The sequence below is a fragment of the Saccharomonospora sp. genome (genome assembly GCF_027317685.1).
Lineage (GTDB): Bacteria > Actinomycetota > Actinomycetes > Mycobacteriales > Pseudonocardiaceae > Saccharomonospora.
This window is the reverse complement of sequence record NZ_DAHVQP010000114.1, coordinates 74,453-95,159: the sequence shown is the minus strand read 5'-3', so window position 1 is coordinate 95,159 and position 20,707 is coordinate 74,453. Positions and strand designations below refer to the sequence as shown.

At 67.7% G+C, this 20,707-nt stretch carries 24 protein-coding genes and 2 pseudogenes; 14 read left to right on the top strand and 12 right to left on the bottom strand.

The window, feature by feature from the left end:
* Together M7H19_RS13545 and M7H19_RS13540 are read left to right on the top strand one after the other, a co-directional pair.
* The coding region (locus M7H19_RS13545) for a long-chain-fatty-acid--CoA ligase (RefSeq protein ID WP_298181234.1) at positions 1-1,179 on the top strand (1,179 nt) is incomplete at its 5' end.
* Positions 1,180-1,197: 18 nt separating this feature from the next.
* Entirely contained in the window at positions 1,198-2,331 is a 1,134-nt protein-coding gene (locus M7H19_RS13540; RefSeq protein ID WP_298181232.1) for a peptidase C39 family protein, read from the top strand.
* A 51-nt stretch (positions 2,332-2,382) separates the two neighbouring features.
* Here the strand turns inward: M7H19_RS13540 and M7H19_RS13535 are convergent.
* Positions 2,383-3,996, bottom strand: a pseudogene (locus M7H19_RS13535) (FAD-binding oxidoreductase).
* Between the two features lie 16 nt (positions 3,997-4,012).
* Between M7H19_RS13535 and M7H19_RS13530 the strand changes: the two are divergent.
* The 8 genes from M7H19_RS13530 (at position 4,013) to M7H19_RS13495 (ending at position 9,307) form a co-directional block, all read left to right on the top strand.
* The gene (locus M7H19_RS13530) at positions 4,013-4,651 is read left to right on the top strand and encodes a TetR/AcrR family transcriptional regulator (protein ID WP_298181231.1); all 639 of its coding nucleotides are present in this window, start codon (positions 4,013-4,015) and stop codon (positions 4,649-4,651) included.
* Entirely contained in the window at positions 4,648-6,216 is a 1,569-nt protein-coding gene (locus tag M7H19_RS13525; protein ID WP_298181229.1) for a glycerol-3-phosphate dehydrogenase/oxidase, read from the top strand. Before M7H19_RS13530 ends, M7H19_RS13525 begins: the two co-directional genes overlap by 4 nt.
* Positions 6,217-6,647: 431 nt before the next feature.
* A complete protein-coding gene (locus M7H19_RS13520; protein ID WP_298181227.1) occupies positions 6,648-6,923 on the top strand; it encodes an MBL fold metallo-hydrolase in 276 nt (91 codons plus the stop codon).
* A gap of 31 nt (positions 6,924-6,954) precedes the next feature.
* Positions 6,955-7,293 carry a hypothetical protein gene (locus M7H19_RS13515; protein WP_298181225.1) on the top strand — a complete coding sequence of 113 codons (339 nt, stop codon included), beginning with the start codon at positions 6,955-6,957 and terminating at the stop codon, positions 7,291-7,293.
* 110 nt (positions 7,294-7,403) lie between these two features.
* Complete coding sequence (locus M7H19_RS13510) at positions 7,404-7,676, top strand: hypothetical protein (protein WP_298181224.1); 273 nt, start codon at positions 7,404-7,406, stop codon at positions 7,674-7,676.
* 114 nt (positions 7,677-7,790) lie between these two features.
* Positions 7,791-8,030 carry a hypothetical protein gene (locus tag M7H19_RS13505; RefSeq protein WP_298181222.1) on the top strand — a complete coding sequence of 80 codons (240 nt, stop codon included), beginning with the start codon at positions 7,791-7,793 and terminating at the stop codon, positions 8,028-8,030.
* Between the two features lie 215 nt (positions 8,031-8,245).
* Positions 8,246-8,512: a hypothetical protein gene (locus M7H19_RS13500; RefSeq protein ID WP_298181221.1), complete on the top strand. Its 267-nt coding sequence runs from the start codon at positions 8,246-8,248 to the stop codon at positions 8,510-8,512.
* Between the two features lie 174 nt (positions 8,513-8,686).
* Positions 8,687-9,307 (top strand): ABC transporter substrate-binding protein, encoded by a 621-nt coding sequence (locus tag M7H19_RS13495; protein ID WP_298181219.1) that lies wholly within the window; start codon positions 8,687-8,689, stop codon positions 9,305-9,307.
* 153 nt (positions 9,308-9,460) lie between these two features.
* Here the strand turns inward: M7H19_RS13495 and M7H19_RS18655 are convergent.
* The 4 genes and pseudogenes from M7H19_RS18655 to M7H19_RS13480 form a co-directional block, all read right to left on the bottom strand.
* A pseudogene (locus M7H19_RS18655) lies at positions 9,461-9,607 on the bottom strand (serine hydrolase); the annotation flags it as partial.
* Positions 9,549-9,833 carry a hypothetical protein gene (locus M7H19_RS13490; RefSeq protein ID WP_298181217.1) on the bottom strand — a complete coding sequence of 95 codons (285 nt, stop codon included), beginning with the start codon at positions 9,831-9,833 and terminating at the stop codon, positions 9,549-9,551. The gene M7H19_RS13490 and the pseudogene M7H19_RS18655, both read right to left, overlap by 59 nt.
* 45 nt (positions 9,834-9,878) lie before the next feature.
* Positions 9,879-10,130: a Cpe/LpqF family protein gene (locus M7H19_RS13485; RefSeq protein ID WP_298181216.1), complete on the bottom strand. Its 252-nt coding sequence runs from the start codon at positions 10,128-10,130 to the stop codon at positions 9,879-9,881.
* 24 nt (positions 10,131-10,154) lie between these two features.
* Complete coding sequence (locus M7H19_RS13480) at positions 10,155-10,361, bottom strand: ferredoxin (RefSeq protein ID WP_298181214.1); 207 nt, start codon at positions 10,359-10,361, stop codon at positions 10,155-10,157.
* Positions 10,362-10,956: 595 nt separating this feature from the next.
* On the opposite strand from M7H19_RS13480, the gene M7H19_RS13475 reads away from it, so the two are divergent.
* Positions 10,957-12,018: a hypothetical protein gene (locus M7H19_RS13475; RefSeq protein ID WP_298181213.1), complete on the top strand. Its 1,062-nt coding sequence runs from the start codon at positions 10,957-10,959 to the stop codon at positions 12,016-12,018.
* 78 nt (positions 12,019-12,096) lie between these two features.
* Here M7H19_RS13475 and M7H19_RS13470 read toward each other — a convergent pair whose 3' ends face one another.
* Positions 12,097-12,627, bottom strand: a complete 531-nt coding sequence (locus M7H19_RS13470) for a GNAT family N-acetyltransferase (protein WP_298181211.1) — start codon at positions 12,625-12,627, stop codon at positions 12,097-12,099.
* Entirely contained in the window at positions 12,627-13,418 is a 792-nt protein-coding gene (locus M7H19_RS13465) for a GntR family transcriptional regulator (protein WP_298181209.1), read from the bottom strand. Before M7H19_RS13465 ends, M7H19_RS13470 begins: the two co-directional genes overlap by 1 nt.
* A 404-nt stretch (positions 13,419-13,822) precedes the next feature.
* On the opposite strand from M7H19_RS13465, the gene M7H19_RS13460 reads away from it, so the two are divergent.
* Complete coding sequence (locus M7H19_RS13460; protein WP_298181208.1) at positions 13,823-14,104, top strand: hypothetical protein; 282 nt, start codon at positions 13,823-13,825, stop codon at positions 14,102-14,104.
* A 344-nt stretch (positions 14,105-14,448) separates the two neighbouring features.
* Here M7H19_RS13460 and M7H19_RS13455 read toward each other — a convergent pair whose 3' ends face one another.
* From M7H19_RS13455 to M7H19_RS13435, 5 genes are read right to left on the bottom strand one after another with little or no spacing between them, the layout of a single operon-like run.
* A complete protein-coding gene (locus M7H19_RS13455; protein WP_298181207.1) occupies positions 14,449-15,681 on the bottom strand; it encodes a cytochrome P450 in 1,233 nt (410 codons plus the stop codon).
* Entirely contained in the window at positions 15,678-16,277 is a 600-nt protein-coding gene (locus tag M7H19_RS13450) for an ATP/GTP-binding protein (protein WP_298181205.1), read from the bottom strand. Before M7H19_RS13450 ends, M7H19_RS13455 begins: the two co-directional genes overlap by 4 nt.
* Positions 16,258-16,614 (bottom strand): DUF742 domain-containing protein, encoded by a 357-nt coding sequence (locus M7H19_RS13445; RefSeq protein ID WP_298181203.1) that lies wholly within the window; start codon positions 16,612-16,614, stop codon positions 16,258-16,260. The genes M7H19_RS13450 and M7H19_RS13445 overlap by 20 nt, the downstream gene beginning before the upstream one ends.
* A 2-nt stretch (positions 16,615-16,616) precedes the next feature.
* Positions 16,617-17,012, bottom strand: coding sequence for a roadblock/LC7 domain-containing protein (locus M7H19_RS13440; RefSeq protein ID WP_298181201.1), 396 nt, complete (start codon positions 17,010-17,012; stop codon positions 16,617-16,619).
* Positions 17,012-18,541 (bottom strand): ATP-binding protein, encoded by a 1,530-nt coding sequence (locus M7H19_RS13435; RefSeq protein WP_298181199.1) that lies wholly within the window; start codon positions 18,539-18,541, stop codon positions 17,012-17,014. Before M7H19_RS13435 ends, M7H19_RS13440 begins: the two co-directional genes overlap by 1 nt.
* Before the next feature lie 289 nt (positions 18,542-18,830).
* Here M7H19_RS13435 and nfi point away from each other — a divergent pair, with 289 nt between their 5' ends.
* Complete coding sequence (nfi, locus tag M7H19_RS13430; RefSeq protein WP_298181197.1) at positions 18,831-19,529, top strand: deoxyribonuclease V; 699 nt, start codon at positions 18,831-18,833, stop codon at positions 19,527-19,529.
* A 141-nt stretch (positions 19,530-19,670) separates the two neighbouring features.
* On the top strand, positions 19,671-20,693 hold the full coding sequence (locus M7H19_RS13425) for an SDR family oxidoreductase (RefSeq protein WP_298181196.1): 1,023 nt from the start codon (positions 19,671-19,673) through the stop codon (positions 20,691-20,693).
* The last annotated feature ends 14 nt before the right edge of the window (positions 20,694-20,707 follow it).

Below are 20,707 nucleotides of genomic sequence, written 5' to 3'. Positions count from 1 at the left end.
GCGCCCTCGGGCGTCACGGTGCATTCGTACGAGGAACTGTTGTCGAGCCAGCCGGAGACGTTCGACTGGCCGGAGATCGACGAGCGTTCCGCCGCGGCCATGTGCTACACGTCCGGGACCACGGGCGACCCGAAGGGTGTCCTCTACTCGCATCGATCCATCTGGCTGCACTCGATGCAGATCTGCATGAGCAATACGATGCGGCTGTCCGACGAGGACAGGGCCTTGGTCATCGTGCCCATGTTCCACGCGATGTCGTGGGGCATGCCCTACGCCGGGTTCATGGTGGGGGCGTCCATGGTGTTGCCCGACCGGTTCCTGCAGCCCGGCCCGATCGCCGAGATCCTGGCCGCGGAGAAGCCGACGTTCGCCGGGGCGGTACCCACCATCTGGCAGGGTCTGTTGCAGCACCTCGACGCGAACCCGCAGGACATCTCGCACCTGCGGGAGGTCGTGGTGGGTGGTTCGGCCGCGCCGCCCGCGATGATGCACGCCTTCGAGGAGCGCTACAACGTGCCCGTGCTGCACGCGTGGGGCATGACCGAGACATCGCCGATGGGCAGCGTGGCACGTCCTCCAGCGGAGGCGACGGGCAAGGAGGCGTGGGAATACCGCTACACGCAGGGCCGTTTCCCCGCCACCGTCAAGGCCAGGCTCGTCGACGACGACGGCAACGAGGTGCCGTGGGACGGCGAGAGCGTCGGCGAGTTGGAGGTCAAGGGCCCGTGGATCGCCGGCTCGTACTACGGCGGTGCGGACCCGGACAAGTTCCACGACGGCTGGTTGCGCACCGGTGACGTCGGCAAGATCACGCCCGACGGGTACCTGACCCTGACCGACCGGGCCAAGGACGTCATCAAGTCCGGTGGGGAGTGGGTCTCGTCGGTGGACCTGGAGAACGCGGTGATGGCGCATCCGGCGGTGGCCGAGGCGGCCGTCATCGGCGTACCCGACCAGAAGTGGGACGAACGTCCGCTCGTCGCCGTCGTCGTGCGGGAAGGCCAGCAGGTAACGGCCGAGGAACTGCGCGAGTTCCTCACCGGCAAGGTCGCCAAGTGGCAGTTGCCCGAGAACTGGACGTTCGTGGACGAGATCCCGAAGACCAGCGTCGGCAAGTTCGACAAGAAGCGCCTGCGCTCCGCCCACGCCGACGGCAAACTGGACGTCACCCACTTCTAGCCGTCCTATGGTGGGTCGATGGACATCGATTACCACGAATGGCGCGGCGAGACGGGGTTCCGACACGGTGAACCGTCGGGGACCGAGGTGGTCGACGACGGACTTCGGATCGGCTCCGCTGCCGGGGTGCAGGACTCCGGCGAGTACGCCTGGTGGACCTCGCCGGAACACGGCCTCCCGTTCGGCGCCACCGAACTCGTCGTCTCGTGGAACGCCACGACACCGCCGGGTACGTGGCTGACCGTCGAGTTGGAGGCACGCACCGACTCGGGGCGCCATACGCCGTGGTACTCGATGGCCCGGTGGGCCCACGGTGAGACCGACATCCACCGCACGTCGGTCGAGGGGCAGCGGGACGAGTTCGCGCGGGTCGACGTGGATCGCGTCGTCGCCGTCGGGGACACCCGATTCCGGGGCTACCGCCTCCGCGTGACGCTGTTCCGCGCCGAAGGCACCGATGCCACGCCGACGTTGGCGGCCGTGGGTGCCGTGGCCTCCACGGTCGAAGAGCGGCTCGCCGGGCCCGGCTCCGCGCCGGGTCCGGCTCGCGGCATCGAACTCCCCGTGCCCCGCTATCCACAACGGATCCACCGTGGCCGGTTCGTGGAATACGGAGGTGGCGGCAACGGTTGGTGCAGTCCGGCATCCACGGAGATGGTGCTGGAGTACTGGGGTGTCGGCCCCTCGGAGCAGGAGCTGTCCTGGATCCCCCGCGACTATCCCGACCGCACCGTGGTGCACGCCGCGCGCCACACGTTCGACCAGGCCTACGGGGGAACGGGCAACTGGGCGTTCAACATCGCCTACGCCGCCCACTACGGCATGTGTGCCCGCGTGACTCGACTCCGCTCGCTTGTGGACATCGAACACCACATCACCCGTGGTGTCCCGGTGATCACGTCGCAGGCGTTCACCAAGGACGAACTCGACGGCGCGGACTACGACACCGCGGGACACCTTCTGGTCGTGGTCGGTTTCACCGAGGACGGCGACGTCATCGCCAACGATCCCGCGGCCCACGACACGGCGGGAGTGCGTCGGGTGTATCCGCGCGACCAGTTCGAAACGGTGTGGCAACGCACGAAACGGCGCAACACCGACGGCGATCTCGTCGACACCTCGGCCGGGGTCGTGTACCTCATCGAACCCTGACCGGCCCCTGACCGAGCCGGACCGAACCGGCCTTCAGTGGTCCTTCAGTGGTCACAGCCCCAACTTCCCGGGGTTCAGCACTCCGGTCGGGTCCGTGGCGTGTTTGGCCGCCGCCAGCACCGACATGCCCACGTCGCCGATCTCGGCCCGCAGGTACGGGGCGTGGTCGAGTCCCACGGCGTGGTGGTGGGTGATGGTCCCGCGGGTGTTCTCGCTGATGGCCTCGCTCGCCGCCTGCTTGGCGCGTTCCCACTGGCCGAACGGATCGTGCGGGTCCCGGGCCGCGAGCACCGTGAAGTACAGCGACGCGCCGGTCTCGTAGGCGTGGGAGACATGGCACATCACCAGGGGCCGGTCGAGCGCGGCGTGCAGGGCCGCGCGCACCTTCTCGTAGAGCTCGCCGAGACCGGACCAATGCGTGGCCGTCTCCAGCGTCTCCACACACACTCCGAGGTCGAGCAGAGCGTCCCGTTGACGTGGCCCGGCGAATCGGCCGTGCCGCCACGCCTCCCCCGGCGCCCGCCCGAGCGAGACGGCACCGGCCGCGCGCAGCACCCGCAGCGCCCGTTTGCGCTGCGGCGCCTGCCCGTGCCAACCGAGGATGAGCAGGCACGGCTTCGTGATCCCCCGCGCGGCGAGATACCGCCGCAGGGCTGTGGTGGTGAATCCACCCTTCAACGCCAACGACACCTCTGTCTCGTCCTCATCGGACACTCTGGTGATGTCGGCGAGCAAGCCGTTCTGCGCCAGTACGCGGACGGCTTCGGTCGCGCGCTCCCAGCCGTCGAGCACAAAGCCCTCGTAGCGTTCCCGTTCGGGCAGGGGCCGCACCCGGACCGTGACCTCGGTGATCACGCCGAGCGTGCCCTCGCTGCCGACGGCGAGCGCCCGCAGGTTCGGTCCCGCCGCCGAGGCGGGCGCCACGCCGAGCCGCCACTCGCCCGCCGGGGTCGCCAGTCGCACGCCTTGCACCATGTCCTCGACCCGGCCGTATCCGGACGAGGCCTGCCCCGCCGAGCGGGTCGCGGCGAACCCGCCCAGGGTAGCCCGCTCGTACGACTGCGGCACGTGGCCGAGCGTGAGGCCGTGCACGGCGAGTAGGCGTTGGGCGTCCGGAGCCCGCACCCCGGCCTGGAACACGGCGAGTCAGGAGATCGGATCCACGGACACGAGACGGTTGAGTCGTTCGAGGTCGAGTACGACCACCGCCTGCTTGTCACCACGTAACGCGGTGACACCACCGACGACCGACGTTCCGCCACCGAAGGGCACCACGCCGATGTCGTGGGCCACGCAGACGTCGAGCACCCGCTGCACCTGTTCGGGATCGGCGGGCAGCACCACCGCGTCGGGGATCAGCAGACCCCCCGGATACCGTCGCCGCAGCAGGTCCAGGTAGGACATGCCGCCCGCGCGGCCGAGACGTTCGCGCGCTTCCTCCAGCACGTGGTCGGTACCGACCACATCGACGAGTTCGGCCCGGGCCTTCTCGGGTATCCGCGAGGGAGGCACCACGAACGCGGAGTCCGGAGCCGGGGGCGCGCCCGGGGACAGCTGTCCGATACGGCGGGTGAGCCAGCGCACCGCTTTCGTCGGCAGTGCGGCGGCCTCGGTGGAATCGGGTGTCCACACGGAGCGGAGTCGATGGTCAACCATCTCGTTCACGATTAGAGTGTGACACATGAAGGCCGATCGTCACACCATCGCGTGGAACGGACGAGGGAGCGCACCGGTCGACCGCGTGCCCACCTCCCGCGTTCCCGACGATGTGCTGCTCGACGCGGCGCGGACATGTGTGCTGACCACCGGTGTGCGGCGCACGACACTCACCGAGATCGCCCGCACCGCGGGAGTCAGCCGGATGACCCTCTACCGACGCTTCCCCGACGTGCGCAGCCTGCTCGCCGCACTCATGACCCGCGAGTTCGGCGCCCTGCTACGCCGGGTGACCGCCGAGATCGACACCGCGCTGCCCGCCCGTCGGCGACTCGTCGAACTCGGCGTGGCAGCCGTGCGGGCACTCACCACCGACCCGCTGTTGCGCACGGTCCTCGACAAGGACGCCGAGCTCCTCCTGCCGTATGTCACCGAACGTCTGGGCAGTACCCAGCTGCTCGCCGAGGACGTGGTGGGCGGCCTCATCCTCGCGGGCCACGCGGACGGTTCCGTCCGGCGCGGGGAACCGGAGTCACAGGCCCGAGCACTGCTGCTCACGGTGCAGTCCTTCGTCCTGTCGTGGCGCCCCGCCACCAAGGACGTCCCCGACGAAACACTGCTGGACGAACTGCGACACCTACTCGACCGGAGTTTGATGCCATGACGACAGCGAACGTGGTCCCGGCTTCGTTGACAGCGCGACGGCGGGCGACGGAACTCGACGCGCTGGCCTCGGGCGAGCGCGTGGACGTCCTCGTGATCGGCGGTGGGGTGACCGGGGTGGGAACGGCGTTGGACGCCGCTTCCCGCGGCCTGTCGGTGGCCCTGATCGAGGCCCGCGACCTCGCGTTCGGTACCTCGCGTTGGTCGAGCAAGCTCGTGCACGGCGGACTCCGCTACCTCGCCCACGGACACGTACGACTGGCCCGGGAGAGCGCGGTCGAACGCGACATCCTCATGCGCAGGACCGCCCCACACCTCACTCGGCCGATGGCTCAGCTCTTCCCGCGCTACGCGAACACCCCGCAAAGCACCCACGCGCTCACCGCGGCGGGCGTCGGCGCCGGAGACGCGCTGCGCAGGCTCGCGGGAACGCCTTCGTCGGTGTTGCCCCGACCCCGGTCCGTCCCCGCCGCGCAGGCACTGACGTTGGCCCCGGGGCTGCGGGAGGCCGGGTTGCGCGGCGGCCTGCTGGCGTTCGACGGCGCGCTGACCGATGACGCCCGGCTCGTGGTGGCGCTCGCCCGCACGGCGGCGAAGCTCGGCGCACGCATCCTCACCCGAGTACGGGCCCTCGACGTCGCGGCCGACCGTGTCCGCGCGTGGGACGAACTGACGGGCCGGCCCGTCGAACTACATGCCCGCCAGGTGATCAACGCGACGGGCGTGTGGGCGGAGGAACTGGTACCGAGCGTCCGGCTGCGTCCCTCACGGGGTTCGCACCTGGTGCTGGACGCCCGGAACACGGGAATCGGGGAGACGGCGCTCATGGTGCCCGTGCCCGGCGAGACCAACCGGTTCGTCTTCCTGCTCCCCGCACCGGGAGGAAGGGCCTACCTCGGGCTCACCGACGAACCGGTCGACGAACCACCCTCGGGAACACCCGCGGTCCCTGAATCCGACGTGGACTTCCTGCTCGACACGGCCTCCCGGGTGCTGGACCGACTGCTGACCCGGTCCGACGTGCTCGGCTCGTTCGCGGGGCTGCGTCCGTTACTCGATTCCCCCGGCGGCCGGACCGCCGACCTCTCCCGAGAACACGCCGTGCTCACCGATGAGGACACCGGCGTCATCACCGTCGTGGGCGGCAAGCTCACCACCTACCGGGTGATGGCACGCGACACCGTCGACGCTGCTGTCCGGGCCATCGGACTACGCGCGCGGGAATCGAAAACGGCACGGCTTCCCCTCATCGGCGCCGCTCGTCGCTCGACCTTGAGCAGTGTGGAAGCCCCTCGGCGGCTCGTCGCCAAGTACGGGACCGAGGCACCGAGGGTGGCCGCGCTCGGCGACGTCGACCCCGACCTCGCCCGGCCGCTGTTCCCCGGCTGTGACGTCACCGCCGCCGAAGTCGTCTGGGCCGTACGACACGAGGGAGCCCTCGACGCGGACGACGTGCTACACCGCCGCACCCGGCTCGGACTGGTGGCCGAGGACACCGAAGCAGCCCGGCCGAGGGTGACCGAACTCGTCGAAAGGGCACTGCGCGGTCTGACCGAGTCGGGCTGACGGACGGGGCCGGGCGGGAACGCCGCGGCCGACCCACACGTCCCACGCCTTCTGCCCACGGCACTCCCTCGGCGGTCCCGGCCGTACGGGATTTCGGGCACGATCGCTCTGTTCGACGCGTGGCCCGGAGCGAGCCCGGATCCCAATACCAGAACACGCTCCGCATTCGGCTTTCCCTCGGGCGGATGATTTCCGAACGCAGGCCGGGTATCGGCGATCAACGGTGCGGAGGGCCGCGTAGCCGCTCGCTATGTTGTCGGGGTCGTCGACATCCCCCAGCGCGCGAGAAAGGTGCGACTCTTCATGGAGCTTCCGGTGAACCGGCGTGGTTTCCTGCGCCGGACCGCGGTCCTCGGTGCGACCGCCGTCCTCCCCTTCCACACCGCGGCGACGGCCCAGCACCCCCGCCCACCACGAGTCAAGCCGCCAAAATGGACCTTCGATGGTTCGGCGTCAACGGCTGGGAGGTCGCCTTCGACGGCAAACGCGTATTGATCGATTCGTGGCTGACCAGGTTTCCGACCATCGACCCGGACGGCGCATTCCTCGAATCGACCCCGCTGACCGTGGACCATGCCGTGGTGGACCAACACATCCACGGCGTCGACCTCATCCTGATCACGCACGGACACTTCGACCACATCGCCGACATCCCGTACATACTGTCGCGATTCCCCGACGCACGGGTGGTGGGCACGCGGCGGTGAACTACTCCAATTCGACGGATTCACCGTCGAGGTGATCCCCAGCCTGCACAGTCTCGACGAGAACCACCGCTACCTGTTCCCGGGAACGACGACCACCCGCCCCCAACCACCCCGCACGATCGCCGACCTGATCGAAGGCGGAACCCTCGCCTACCAGGTCACGATCGGGGACCGACTGCGGGTGTTCAACACCGGTGCCGCGAACCTGATCGAACGAGCCTGTACCGGACTGCGTCCCGATGTCGCGATCCTGTCCTACACCCGCGCCCCGAGGACCTCCCACTACCTGGAGCACGCATTGGAACTGCTGGACCTGTTCCGCGCCGTGGCCGAGGAGTACGGCTCTGGGGAATCAGCGAGCCAGATCTGAGCTACCGGCTCCAGGACCTCAACGTCCACGACGGAGCATGGACGAGCGCCAACCCGATACGCGACGGCATCCTCCCCGGACGGGCGTACGCCACAGCCGGGAAGGCCCCGGTGGTGACCAACTACGCCGGGGAGCCCGTCGACTCCGGTGGGGACTGTGTCGCGGTGTTGACCGTCGCGGGCGGCTCCATCGGTTACCGGCCGATGCTGGGCACGGAGGGCCCCTCGGAGGCGATGTCCGAGTTCAGCGACAGCCTCAAGGCCGACGACCGGATCGTCAGGCCGGTCGCGGACCTGGCCGAGGACATCCGGGAGATGTTCTTCGCCGACGGTCTGATCCCCGGCATGGGGGCGAGCATCTTCAAGGCCGCACCCCCGATCTGACAGGAGCTGAACCTCCGGCTGTGTGCCGACGGCTCGGTCCGCAAGGTGTCCGAACGGCCCATCCTGCGGGCGAGCTGGATGCCGGACCACTACCTGTAACACAACGATCGAGCGATGGATTTGGAGGGCAACTACTCCGGAAGCAGCCAGCCGGTGATGACCGGGGACTTCCACGCCTTCAGCAAGACCCCGGTCCGCCTCGACACGCCGTACAACCAGTGCGGACCGACGTCGGGGCGCAACGGGAACCCCTGGGCTATCGCACCACTGTCCAGCCCTGGGGTGAACCCCGACGAGGCACGGTTCTGCTTGGATCCGAACCTGCCCTCTGACCCCTCGCACAGCAGTCCCTGAAAGCACTAAAATCACTCTCCGTAGCGCACCGTGCGCTGCGGGGAGTACCGCCTGTGAGAACCCACTGTGCCCACCCTGAACCCGTCAGCCCCATCTCGACCGGCAACCAGCTCGGCCTCGCCACACCGTCGGCCGTCGTGTCGGTGGAGCAGGCCGGGCATCGCCACTTCCGTTTCCGAGAGGGCATGTGCTGACATGAACCGGGAAGGTCTCTGATGGCTCTCGGCCTACTGCTCGCTGTCTTCCTTCCCGCCATGGTGGTGTGGCTGGGATTGGCGTTGCTCCCGTGGCGGCCGTTACCGCTGCGAGCGTTCCTGCTCGGACTGCAGGTCGTCGCCACGATCGTCGCGGCCATCCTGTTGCCCGCCAGGTGGGAGGTGTGGCTGTTCTTCCTCGGCCTCGGGGGATTCGTGGCGCTGTTGCGTGGCTACGCGGCCTTCCTCGAAGTGCGGGACACACGGCGGGCCCGGCACGATACCTGACCCTCGATCCGCCCCTGGCGACCGTTCGGCTCGAGCCGGAGCAGGACGGCCGAGAGTTATCCGTTTCGGGCCGGTCGCTATGCGTGGTTCCCCGCCGGTATGCGGAAAACGGTCTCGTGACACGCAGGCTCTGCGCAAAGAGCCGTATCGCGATCACGAAAGGACCGCTGACCGATGAGCATTGAGCCCGGCCGGGACGCCGCGATCACCAGCGTGGTTCGGTCGAGTGACGAGATGGGCGGAACCCTGCGGCTGGCCCGCACCGACGACTTCGACTCGCTGGATCCCGGAAACACCTACTACGCCTACACCTGGAACTTCCTCCGGTTCATCGGCCGCACCCTGGTCACCTTCGACACCGCGCCGGGTAAAGCCGGTCAACGTCTGGTGCCCGACCTGGCCGAGTCGCTCGGCGAGTCGTCCGACGGAGGCCGGACCTGGACCTACCGGCTGCGTGAAGGTCTTCGTTTCGAGGACGGCAGCCCGGTGACCGCCGCCGACGTGAAATACGCGATCGCCCGGAGCAACTACGGCTCCGACGTCCTCGGCAGCAGCCCCATGTACTTCCGGCACCTGCTCGGCACCGACTACCAAGGGCCGTGGCGGGAACCGGACGTCGACGGTCCGGTCACGTTGGAGACCCCGGACGAACGCACGCTGGTGTTCCGGCTGCAGCGGCCCTTCGCCGCGCTGGACCTGCTCGCCACGATGCCGAGCACGACCCCCGTCCCACCTTCGGCGGATACGGGTGCCGACTACCGGCTGCGCCCGGTCCTCGGCGGACCATTCCGGTAACAACGATGGATCGTCGTCCCAGCCGATCTCGAACAGCTCCCGGCTGCTGAGGAACGGACGCAGCGTCTCGGGGTCCTGATGGCCCGAGTCCACCACGGCGCGGTGCACGGCGTCCCGGCCGAGCCGGTGCAACACCATGTCGGCGGCCGTGTTGTCGCTCATCGCGATCATCTTGTGCGCGACCTCCCGCACCGTGGCCCGGGCGCCGTCGGGAAGGTCCTGCATCTCCCCCGTCGGCAGGCTACGCAGCTGCGGGAGCAGGGTGAGTTCCTCGTCCCACCGTACCGTCCCGGCTTCGATCGACCGGGCGAGCGCGCGCAGGTGGTAGAGCTTGTAGGCCGAGCCAGTCGGCTGACCGCTCGTACAGGTCGACCCAGCGGTCATCGACCAGCCGGGCGACCAACGCCGTGCTGGTCACCCCGGGAATGTCGAGCGCCGTGTCGAGTTCGGCCCAGTCACGAAGGGGCGGCACCACCAGTTCGGGCCCCAGCCCCAGCCCGCGGATGAGACCGGAACTGTCGATCACGATGGACAGCGTGAAGCGGTCGCCGGTGGGGCCAATCAGCGTGGCTCAACCTTTGTGTGCCACCGGGGTGTAGGACTCCACGGTGAACGGGCCGCGCGCACGCCACGAGTCCAGCAGCGCGGGCAAGTCGTCCCCGTGTTTGTCCACAAAGGCGGCGACGAAATGGTCTCGGGGGTCCTCGGCGAGTCCTGGGCCGGGTTCGGCGAGCATCTCGACCGCCCAGCGCATACGGCTTTCCACGAGCGGGCGTTGCGCGGCCGTCGCATCCGCCTCGCCGGTCTCGGTAGTGGTCAACATCGGCTCCTCGGTCGGGATGGGTGGTCAGCTCCGGCGCACGCCGATGGCCGCGCACGGACACAGTTCAGCGCACAGCAGGACGTCCTCGTGCAGACGAGGCGGCGGGCGGCTTTCGAGCAATTCGACGGTGCCGTCAGAATCGCGTTGGGAGAACGCCTCGGGTGCGGTCATCGCGCATCGGCCGACACCACAGCAGGCGTCCCGGTCCACCGTCACGAGCAGTTCGGCCATGCCACTCACCACGTCACCGGCAACGCCGCGAGTCCGTAGCTGGACACCTCGTGTCGGAATTCCAGTTCCTGGAACGGGACGGCGAGGCGGGCCTGGGGCAGCAGGCGCAGCATGCCGTACAACATCTCCTCGAGTTCGATCTTGGCCAGCTACGACGGCACCGACGTCTGTTGCGCCACGTCCACTACTCACCATCCATTGTCGACATCGCATTGACCTCGATCACGATAGGCCGCCCCGGGACGTCGACGTGACCGCTCCTTCACACGTGTCGGTGAACGAGATCCTCATCCGCCCGACCGACCAACCCTGATCGGTATCCGCTCCCACGCCTGTCCACGCCCCGGACGTCGAGCGGACGACGTCCGGTGTGGGTGTCCCGTCCCCGGCACCGGAATCACCCGGCAGGTGGTTGTCGGCCTCGCTGGACGAGTCGACCGGGCTCGATCGGCGGTAGGCTGCGCGGCACTGCGAAGGCGGAAGGGATGCCGTGTCGGAACGGGTGCCGGAACTCGAGGTGGGTCTCTCGCAGACGGCCGGATGGCGGGAAAGCGTGGGACATGAATTCCGCGTGCGGACACGGAGGCCGGGTTTCGTGGTTGGCATCGCCACGGTCCTGGCGGCGTTGATCGGGTATCTGAGTCTGCACGGATGGCTGTCCACGTCCACCGACCGGACCACGGTCGGCCTCACCGGGCAGGCGACCGCGATCGCCGATTCGCTGCACGCGGTCGCCTCCGAGCTCGGCGCCGAGGTCACCGTCGTTCCGTACCGCGATCCCGAGCGCGCACGCCGGGAGGTCTCCGACGGCAGTCTGGACGTCCTCGTCTCCGGGAGTACGTCGAGGCTACGAATACTTTCCGGGTCCTCAGTGGACCCATTAGTCCGTGCGGCGCTCACCGGTATCTCCCGTGATGTGGTGTTGGACGCGAAACTCGCCGAGGCCGGACTCGATCCCACGGACGTGCGCCGGGAACTCGACGCGACGGACGTGCGGGTGACCGTGTCGGAGTCCACGTCGCATCGGCAGCGGCCCGCGCTCGCGGTGATCTTGCCGTTCGCGGTGTTCACCGCGATCGCGACGCACGGAACCCACGCGGCACGACGGGTGCTCGCCTGGGTGTCCGAACAGTGTTCCGCGCCGTCCCGGCAGGCACTGTTCGGCATGCTCGGCGGGGCGGGTCTGGCCGGACTGGCCCAGTTCGCGGCCGTCGGCGCGGTCTCCGTCGGAGCGTTCTCGGCGGCCGGAGTTCCGGTCGACGCCGGTGTCGGCGTCCTGTCGGAGGCCCTGGCGTGGGGTCTGCTGTGGTACGCGCTGGGTTTCGCCCTGTACTCGACGGTTCTGACGACGGCGTGGCTTCGCCGCGACGCGGGTCCGCGGCCGAATCCCCTCACCGCGATGCCGTGGCTGCTCGGGGTGTTCACCGCGAGTGTGGTGGTGCTCCGCCTGCCGGAGGATGCGACGTCGCTGGTGTTGTCGTCGCTACCGTTGCTGTCCCCGACGACACTGCCGGGCCGCATCGTCATGGACATCGCGTCCCCTACCGAGATCATGGCAGCGGTCCTGCTCCTGACCGCGGCCATCGCCGTAGCACTGTGGTTGCTCGACCGAACCCGGCGTCCGGAGCCCCATCCCCACGTCGAGCTCGGCGGATAGCCGCCAGCGAACGTACCCACCGAAAACGGGCCCGTCTCGGTGCCTCCACGGACCCTCACCGCGTGTGTGCCGGGTGAGCTAGGGAGCGGGGCTGACGTAGCAGTAGGCAGGTACGAGGCCGTGGCCTGAGTCGTGGTCGGTCGTTCCGATCCTGCGCCATCCGAGACGTTCGTAGAGACGGATCGCGGCCTGGTCCTTCTCCATGGCGTCCAGCACGAGGCGTAGCCCTGCACTGGCTGCGTGGTCCATGGCAGCACGGGTGAGGAGTTCACCGGCTCGATGCCTGCGTGCTTCTGGGTGAACGAACAGTCGGCCCAACACCGCGATGTCCACGGCTGCACCCTCGACTGTCTCGCGGAACATGACGGCCGCTGCATCGGTGTCTGTGGGTTCGGTGAGGCAGATGTGACCGATCACCTCGCCGGCCAGTTCGGCAACCCACGCATTCATCAGCCCGGCCGGTCTGAGCCACGCGTCCGGATCGGCGACGCCCTCGACGGGATAGCCGTCCACCTCGTGCACGGCTATCAAGGCGGCGGCGCACGCGGGGAAGTCGTCCTCGGTGCGGGGGCGCACAACGGGCGTCGGCTGTTGGTACGGCTGGAACATCAGTCCTCCACGGGCATGGTGTAGTCCAGGCCGTTCAGGTCGGCGCGCATGACGAACCTGGTCACCACGAACGGGCGGTCGAGATGGTCGATACCGGTGTGCAGGACGTCCAGCACCGGGACGCCGTCGGGGAAGGACAACCCCGTGGCTTCCTCGTGCGTGGGCATCCGAGCGGACACCTCTTCACGGATGCGGGTGATCGGGTGCCCGAGTTCCTCGAACCGCGCGTACAGGCTGCCCTTGCCCATGTTCGCCGACGTGGCCAGCACCGAACCTTCGGCGATCTCCCACGGGATGTAGGTGACGCCGACCTGAACGGGCTCGTCGTCGGCGTAGTACCAGTTCTCCCGCCGCACCACGGACGGCTCGGTCGGGTCAACGCCCAGCCGTTCGGCGACGTCCTTGGGCGGCTGAACACGCTCGATCGACGTGCAATCCACGCGGGCCGTGCGGCCCTGCTTGGCCACCTCAGCGCGGTAAGGCGACAAACCCGTCTCATTGCGGAGCCGGTGCGAGTAGCGCTCACTGCCGAAACGAAGAAGGCGCCGCTTCTCGCGGACGAACACACCCTTGCCGTGGTGCGCGATGACCAAACCCTCGTCCGTGAGCAGGCGGATGGCCTCACGGGCGGTATTGCGGGCCACCCCGTACTTGGCAGCCAACGCACGCTCAGACGGCAGCTTGGCGCCAGGAGGCAAGTCACCCGAGGCGATTGCGCTGCGCAGCTCGCTTGCCACCTGACGGCTCGGGAGCTGCGTTCCGTCGCTGGAACGGCCCTGAGAACTCTTCATCGAGGTCAGTGTACTGGCTCAAGCCACTTTACCCAGAGAGCGTGATCACGGACGTCTCAAACCGGTTCTCGTAACGGTCCACCGACATGGAACACATACGACCTGGAGGAATGGATGGAGCAGCATGACCCCATATGGAGTGGGTCCGGCGAAAATGTGGCGTTCATAGTGCCATGTCGAGATGAGCGCGGGCGAAGGCAGCAGCTCACCATAAAGTTGTCGGGCGACCGAGTGTTGGTGGTAGATCCACGCCAGCAGGGCTGGTTACTCACACCGTTACAGGCAGGTCGGCTACGTCGCGCCCTTCAGGAAGTGGTGCTGAGGTGAACGGGTTCGATTTCGACGACGAAGCCGGCATCGAGGCAATCATCCGCAGCCGTGAAGCCGGATTCCGGTTCACACACATGGGTTCAGCTGACGAAGTGGTGGCCATACACGGAGAACGACGTCACGCGGGTGCCGTCGATGCCTTCTTGGTCCGGGCGGTGGACGAAGCCTACGCTGCCCGGTTCCGCACCAGTGACTACGGCAGTGGAATGCCTCTGTGGCAGCGTTCCGGCGAGGCAGCCGACGTAATCAACGATCTCCTAGATCTGCCGCCGCATGACTCCCCCGGCGCGCCGAAGCGTCCGTTGCACGGACCGGGTACCGACGCAGGCAACCTGTGGTTTCCCGGCTTACCGTGAGAACCGGCGTAGATACGATCGCTCACCGCCGCGGAACACGGTACCCGCATGCTGTATCACGTCCGCACCCATTCACCGATGATCCGGCATGGGGTCGAGCACCTATCGGTCCCGCTGCCAACACATCAGCCACTGACCAACACAGAGGACCATCGGCGCGGCCGTAGCATCACGGTCCTAGCCTGCCTCGCACGTGGGAACCACTGCCGTGAACACCGGACAGCGCACGGAAAACCGTGGCCGTGAGTCCGGTCCCACCGAGCTCAGACAGTGCTGGGGTGCCACGGCCCAGCTCATGTACACACCACGGGTGCTCGGCGTGCCCCGAAGTCGCCGAGCACCCGTCAGCGCTTGTACCCGGGCACCGGGCGGAACCGCACGGGCAGCGACGTCAGATGGCGGTTCCACAGCGACGGAGTGAACGTCAGCTCATCGACGGGCACCGTGACCGCGACGTCGTCCAGCGAGTCCAGCGCCGTCTCCACCGAGATACGGGCGATGAGCCGCGCCGCCCGCTGGGCGGGGCAAGCGTGTGAGCCGGCGCTGAACGACAGGTACGCGCGGTTGCCGATCTCCAGCCACGGGTCGTTGCTGTGTACCCGGAAATCCGCGTTCCCCGCCGCGAAACTGAGGATGACCGCGTCTCCCCTGCTGATCCGCTGACCGGCCAGCTCGCAATCGGCCGCGGCGTATCGGCCCATCAGGTTCGCCACGGGCGGGTCCCGCCACAGCACCTCGTCGAGAGCTTCGTCGACCCCCAGCCGACCACCGCGCAACCGAGCGGTGAACCGGTGGTCGGTCAGCATCAGCTGCAACGCCAAGGCGATCCAGATACCGGTCACCTCGTACCCCATGCCGATGATCATCATCATGGCGTGAAGTACTTCGTCCTCGCTGTGCATGTTGGGGTGCCGCACCAGCATCGACGTCATGTCGTTGCGCGGCTCGGCCCGCCTCTTGCGCACTAGGTCGACCAACAGCCGCTGCATCGAATCGTCGGCGAAATACGACTCGATGCCCGCCAGCAGCGTTCCCCTCAGCTTCTCGCGGTCCTCGGCGCTCACCCCGAGCAGGCTCAACATCACCAGCATGGGGATGGCGGCGGAGTACTCCGTCACCAGGTCGGCCTCGCCACGCGTGGAGAACGCGTCGATCAGGCCGAGACACTCACGCTCGATGATGCGTCGAAGCTGATACTCGTCGAGGGCGTCGAAACCCTCCTCCACGGGGGACCGCAACCTACGGTGCCGTTCCCCGTCGGCGTAGACGGCGTTGTCCAATGGGGACAACAATGCCGCCAACGGTGCGTCCGGCGGGATGACACCATTGGTGTATTCACGCCACGTCCGCGGGTCGTGGGAGAACAACCGTTCGTTGCGCGCGACCTGGCAGATCTCCGCATGCCCCATGACGAGCCAACCGTTGACACGGGGCATCAATTCCACGGGCGCGACCGGACCCCAACGGGCCTGCAACTCGTCGTAGATGCCCTGTGGGCTCATCGAACTGGCGAGCCGGGACAGTGGCATCAGGCCGGTCATCTCGGCCAGTGTCCGAAGCTGCCCGCTTCTGTTCATGCCACCTCCGAGTTCTTGCGCACCTCGATGGCGTACTCGACGAGGCGCATCAACGTCTTCAGCGACGAATCGCGGTCACGCGCGTCGCAGTAGACGATCGGTGTCTCCGGCAGGAGATCCAACGCCTCCCGAAGCTGCTCGGTGTCGTAATGGGGCGAACCCGGGAACTGGTTGACCGCCACCGCGAACGGCACCTGCGTGTGCAACTCCAACTGGTCGAACACTTCGAAGCTGTCCTCCAGCCTACGCGTGTCCACCATCACGAGCGCGCCCACCGCGCCGTCGGCCAACCCCTCCCACAGGTTCCAGAAACGTTTCTGGCCCGGCGTGCCGAACAGATACAGCACGATCTCGGGATTGAGGGTGATCCGACCGAAGTCCATCGCCACCGTGGTGGTGCGTTTATCGTCGAGCCCGGCCAGCGAGTCGACGCCGACGCTCGCCGCGGTCATGGTCTCCTCGGTGCGAAGCGGTGGGATCTCGCTGACCGACCCGATCAACGTCGTCTTGCCCACACCGAACGCGCCGACGACCAGGATCTTGACCGACTGGATGACGGTCGAGGCCACGTAACGTTCAGAGCTTTCGAAGCCCATTCAGTACTTTCTCCAGCAATTCGATTTCGGGCATGACGAGCCGTTGCGGGGTGGAGCGCACCACGAGATGCCCGGAGTCGACCAGGTCCGACACGAGCACCACGACCACGCTGACCGGTAGGCCAAGGTGGACAGCGGCTTCGGCAACGGACAACATCCCGCGGCACAGATCCACCAGCGACCGTTTCTCCCGACTCATCGCCGTCGGAAGCTGTGCCTCGGGATTGGCGACCAGCAGTGTCTCCGGGCGCAATGTGTTACGCGACGGGTGAGCTCGGCCGCCTGTGATGACATACGGCCGTACCGGTCTGTCCTGGTATTCGTCGGAGTGGTCCATGATCAGCGCGTACGGGTCGGCGTACTGAGGGTCCGCTCACCGATCTGGAGTACTTGGAGCTGCATCTGCTGTGCGATGAGGCCGGGATCGATCACCGGTTCGGTGACGACGGCGAGCCGCGAGCCGTCGCCCGCCCCCCGCACGAACAGGAATCCGCCGTCGAATTCCACCATCACCTGCTTGGGATCGCCGCCCGCACCGAACTCGTCACCGACGCCTCTGCCGAGCGAGGTCAGCCCCGCACAGGTGGCGGCGAGCTTGTCTGCGATGTCGGCGTTGGTCTGTTCGGTCTTCACCTTCAGCAGACCGTCGGAGGTGAGCACGATCGCGTGTCGCACACCGCGCACACTCCTGATCTGCTCCAACATCCAACTGTTGTCACCGGCATGGGCAACCATTACTCCTCCGGAATGTCACGGCGATCGGAACCCGAGTTCGGTGTCGTACCGGTCGTATCGGTCACGACACTGTCCGAACCGAGAAACGCACTCATCCACTGTCCTGCTTGTTCCGCGGCCTTTTCGGGGTCGACGGAAATGGCGGGGAGATCCATGGTGATTTCGTTGCTGTTCTCCATGATCGCCTCCCCTCGACGCGATTTACGACGCGGCAGATTCGGCAGACCGCCACTGGAGGAAACAGGGGAGTCCGAGGAATCCGAGAGAACCGAGGAAACCGTCGTCTCCCGCGGCTGCTCACGCGGGGTGGGCGACGGGGCGGCCTGCGGCGTGGACTCGGCCGGGGCCGGAGGCGACGGACGCGGAACGGGGTCGAGGACCTTGGCCGCCCCCTGCTGCCCCTGTTGACGGGTCAACGCCAACTGTCCACTCATCGTGGCGTGGTCCGGGGGCAACGGTTCGGTCAATTCGGACGGAACCATCACAATCGCGCGCACACCGCCGTAAACGGACTCGCCGAGATCGACGCGGAACCCGTAAGCACGCGCGTAGGTGCCGACGGACGGCAGACCGGTCTGAGGCACCTCACCGAGCAGGAACAGGTCGACGGGCTTCTCACCCGAGGCGATGGCACGCGCCTGCTCCAGCCTCCTGTCGTCCATGCCCACACCACAGTCGTCGATCTCGATGACCGCACCACGCTGCACGTTTCTGAGCGTGACGAGCACATTGGTGGTGGGCGGCGACGACTGGGCGGCGTTGGCGAGCAGTTCGGCGACGATGTGGACGAGCGGCTCCACCGCCCTGGCGGACACGGCGATCGCCGGGTCGCCCGAGGCCTCGACACGCTGGTAGGCGGTGATCCGGCCCGCCGCGCCACGCACGATCTCGGACAGGGGTAGCGGCTCGCTCCACTGCTGGCCGGGGCGTTCCCCGCACAGCGCGGCGAGCGACTGCGCGTAACGCGCCTGCTGAGCCGCGGCGTGGTCCACGCGCATGCTGGTCTCCAGCACGTCGGGGTCGTTGGGGTGCCGGTTGACCATCCGCCCGGCCTCTTCCTGCATCCGATGCGCTGTGGTCTGGACCCTTCGGGCCAGCGACACTACGGCGGCGTGGACGGTGCTGCGCTGAGCGCTGTAGGTGTCGTTGATCCTGGAGACCAGGGCCTTCACGCGCTCGTACTCCTCCACCGCCTCGGGGCGGGACGGAGCGTCCGGCAAACTCGCCGGCGATTTGTTGTTCAACGACTCCAGGTACCACACGAAGGTGCTGTGGACCTCGCGTAACGCCGCGTGCTCGTTCTCGAGCACGGCACGGGATTCGGCTGCCTTCTTGGCCGCACGTTCCGTCAGGACGACGTGAGCCACCGCTGCGGCCAGCGCGATCGCGCCCGGGAACAGCCACAGCAGTCCACCATTGTCACCGACGGCGAGAACAATCGAGGCGACGACCACGTAGACGGCGGCGAGCGCCCCACACGACCAGGCAATGGTCTGTTGTCCACGCGGTGAGGTCGGCGAAGATTCCATAATCACCCAGAGCTCGAACGGGCCTGCCAGGAAACGTTTCAACGCACCGCTTCAGGGCGCGTTGAGAAGCCGGTCGATTCCAGTGCACCTCCACACGAATCATGTATGAGAGAACCGGCCGAACGAGTATGGCCTACCCCTGTCCCCCGCTTAGCGTAGTGGATCTTCCTGCGCTTCGTACAGACCTCTGTTCGTTCCGTGGCGTGTCAACCGCTTCCGCTCCGAAAAGACGTCGAGAATGGACGGGAACCACCCCGAACAGTGCCGCAGGAAGTGAACGGGGGCACACATGGAAGTCCGGCTCGACGAACCGTGGCCGACGACCGTGGCGGAAGCCATGGCCCTGCAGGAACGGTTGCGACACCGCGTGAGCACGGCCGATGCGCCGTCGACGGCCGCACGCATGGTCGCCGGTGTGGACGTGGCCTACGACCGGGATTCGTCCCGGCTCGTCGCCGCCGTGGTCGTGCTCGACTACGCCACCCTGGAGCCGGTGGAGACTTCCACCGCACTGTCCACGGCGACGTTTCCATACGAACCGGGCCTGTTCGCCTTCCGGGAGCTGCCCGCGGTGGTGGAAGCCCTACGTGGACTGGACACAGAACCGGACCTGTTGGTGTGCGACGGGCACGGATTGGCACATCCACGACGTTTCGGACTGGCGTGCCACCTCGGCGTGCTCACCGGTGTGCCGACGTTCGGGGTGGCGAAAACGGCGTTCGTCGGCGAGTTCGCTCCCCCCGCGACCCGCCGGGGCTCGTGGTCGCCGCTGACCATGGGTTCCGAAGTCGTGGGAGCGGTGCTGCGCACTCGCAGCGGCGTGAAACCAGTGTTCGTATCGGTCGGACACCGAATCAGCCTGAATACCGCCCGGAATCACACCTTGACTTTGTGTGAGCGATACCGGCTGCCCGAGACGACTCGGCACGCCGATCACCTGTCCCGCACTGTCCTGGCCGAGAACACAGGACCCGGCAGCATCGAGTGAAGGGCAGGTGAAGGGGCGCGTGAGCCGCCCCGCCTCTCCCACGAACCGCGCTCCCCTACCCGGACGTCTCGTTCTCCGTCGATTGTCGCCGCCCGACCCCGGGTATCCGGGCGGCGTACCGAGGCGGGAAAGGAGCACTCGATGGGCCGTAGGCATCCCCGGACCGTGGTCGTCACGGGAGCGAGTGCCGGCATCGGACGCGCGGCGGCGCGGGCGTTCGGCCGTCGCGGTGATCGCGTGGCGTTGCTCGCTCGCGGACGAGAGGGGCTCGACGCTGCCGCAAGCGACGTGGAAGCCACGGGCGGGCGGGCGCTGCCACTGGTCGTGGACATGGCCGACCAACGGCAAGTGGACGAGGCGGCGGCCGTGATCGAGGACGAATTCGGCCCCCTAGACGTGTGGGTCAACAACGCCTTCGCCGCGGTGTTCGCCCCGTTCTCCGAGGTCGAACCCGAGGAGTTCCGGCGAGTTACCGAGGTGTCCTACCTCGGTTACGTCCACGGCACCCGCGCGGCGCTGGCGCGGATGCGACCCCGAGACGCGGGCACGATCGTGCAGGTCGGCTCGGCCCTGGGGCACCGGGGAATCCCACTGCAATCGGCCTACTGCGGCGCCAAACACGCCATCACCGGCTTCACCGAGTCGCTGCGCTGCGAACTACTGCACGAGAAATCCCGCGTGAATCTCACCATGGTGACGTTGCCGGGCGTGAACACGCCCCAGTTCGACTGGTCGCTGTCCCGCATGCCCCGACGCGCACAGCCCGTGTCACCGATCTACCAGCCCGAGGTGGCCGCCTCCGCGATCACCTACGCCGCCGACCATCCCGAACGACGCAACTACTGGGTCGGTGGCAGCACCGTGTTCACACTGCTCGCCAACAAGGTCGCACCCGGCCTCGTGGACCGCTACCTGGCGCGCACCGGCTACGCCTCCCAACAGACCGACCAAGCACAACGCCCCGGCAGCCCGGTGAACCTGTGGGAACCCGTGGACGGCGGGAACGGAAAGGACTTCGGCGCGCACGGGCGGTTCGACCGAACGGCCAAGGTCTCCAGCCCTCAGCTGTGGGCCTCCCGCAACCACGGCCGAATCGCCGCCCTCGGTGCTCTGACCGCGCTGACACTCGTACGCGCCTTCCGCAGGAACAGGCCCCGAGGTTGAACGCCACCCGTCCG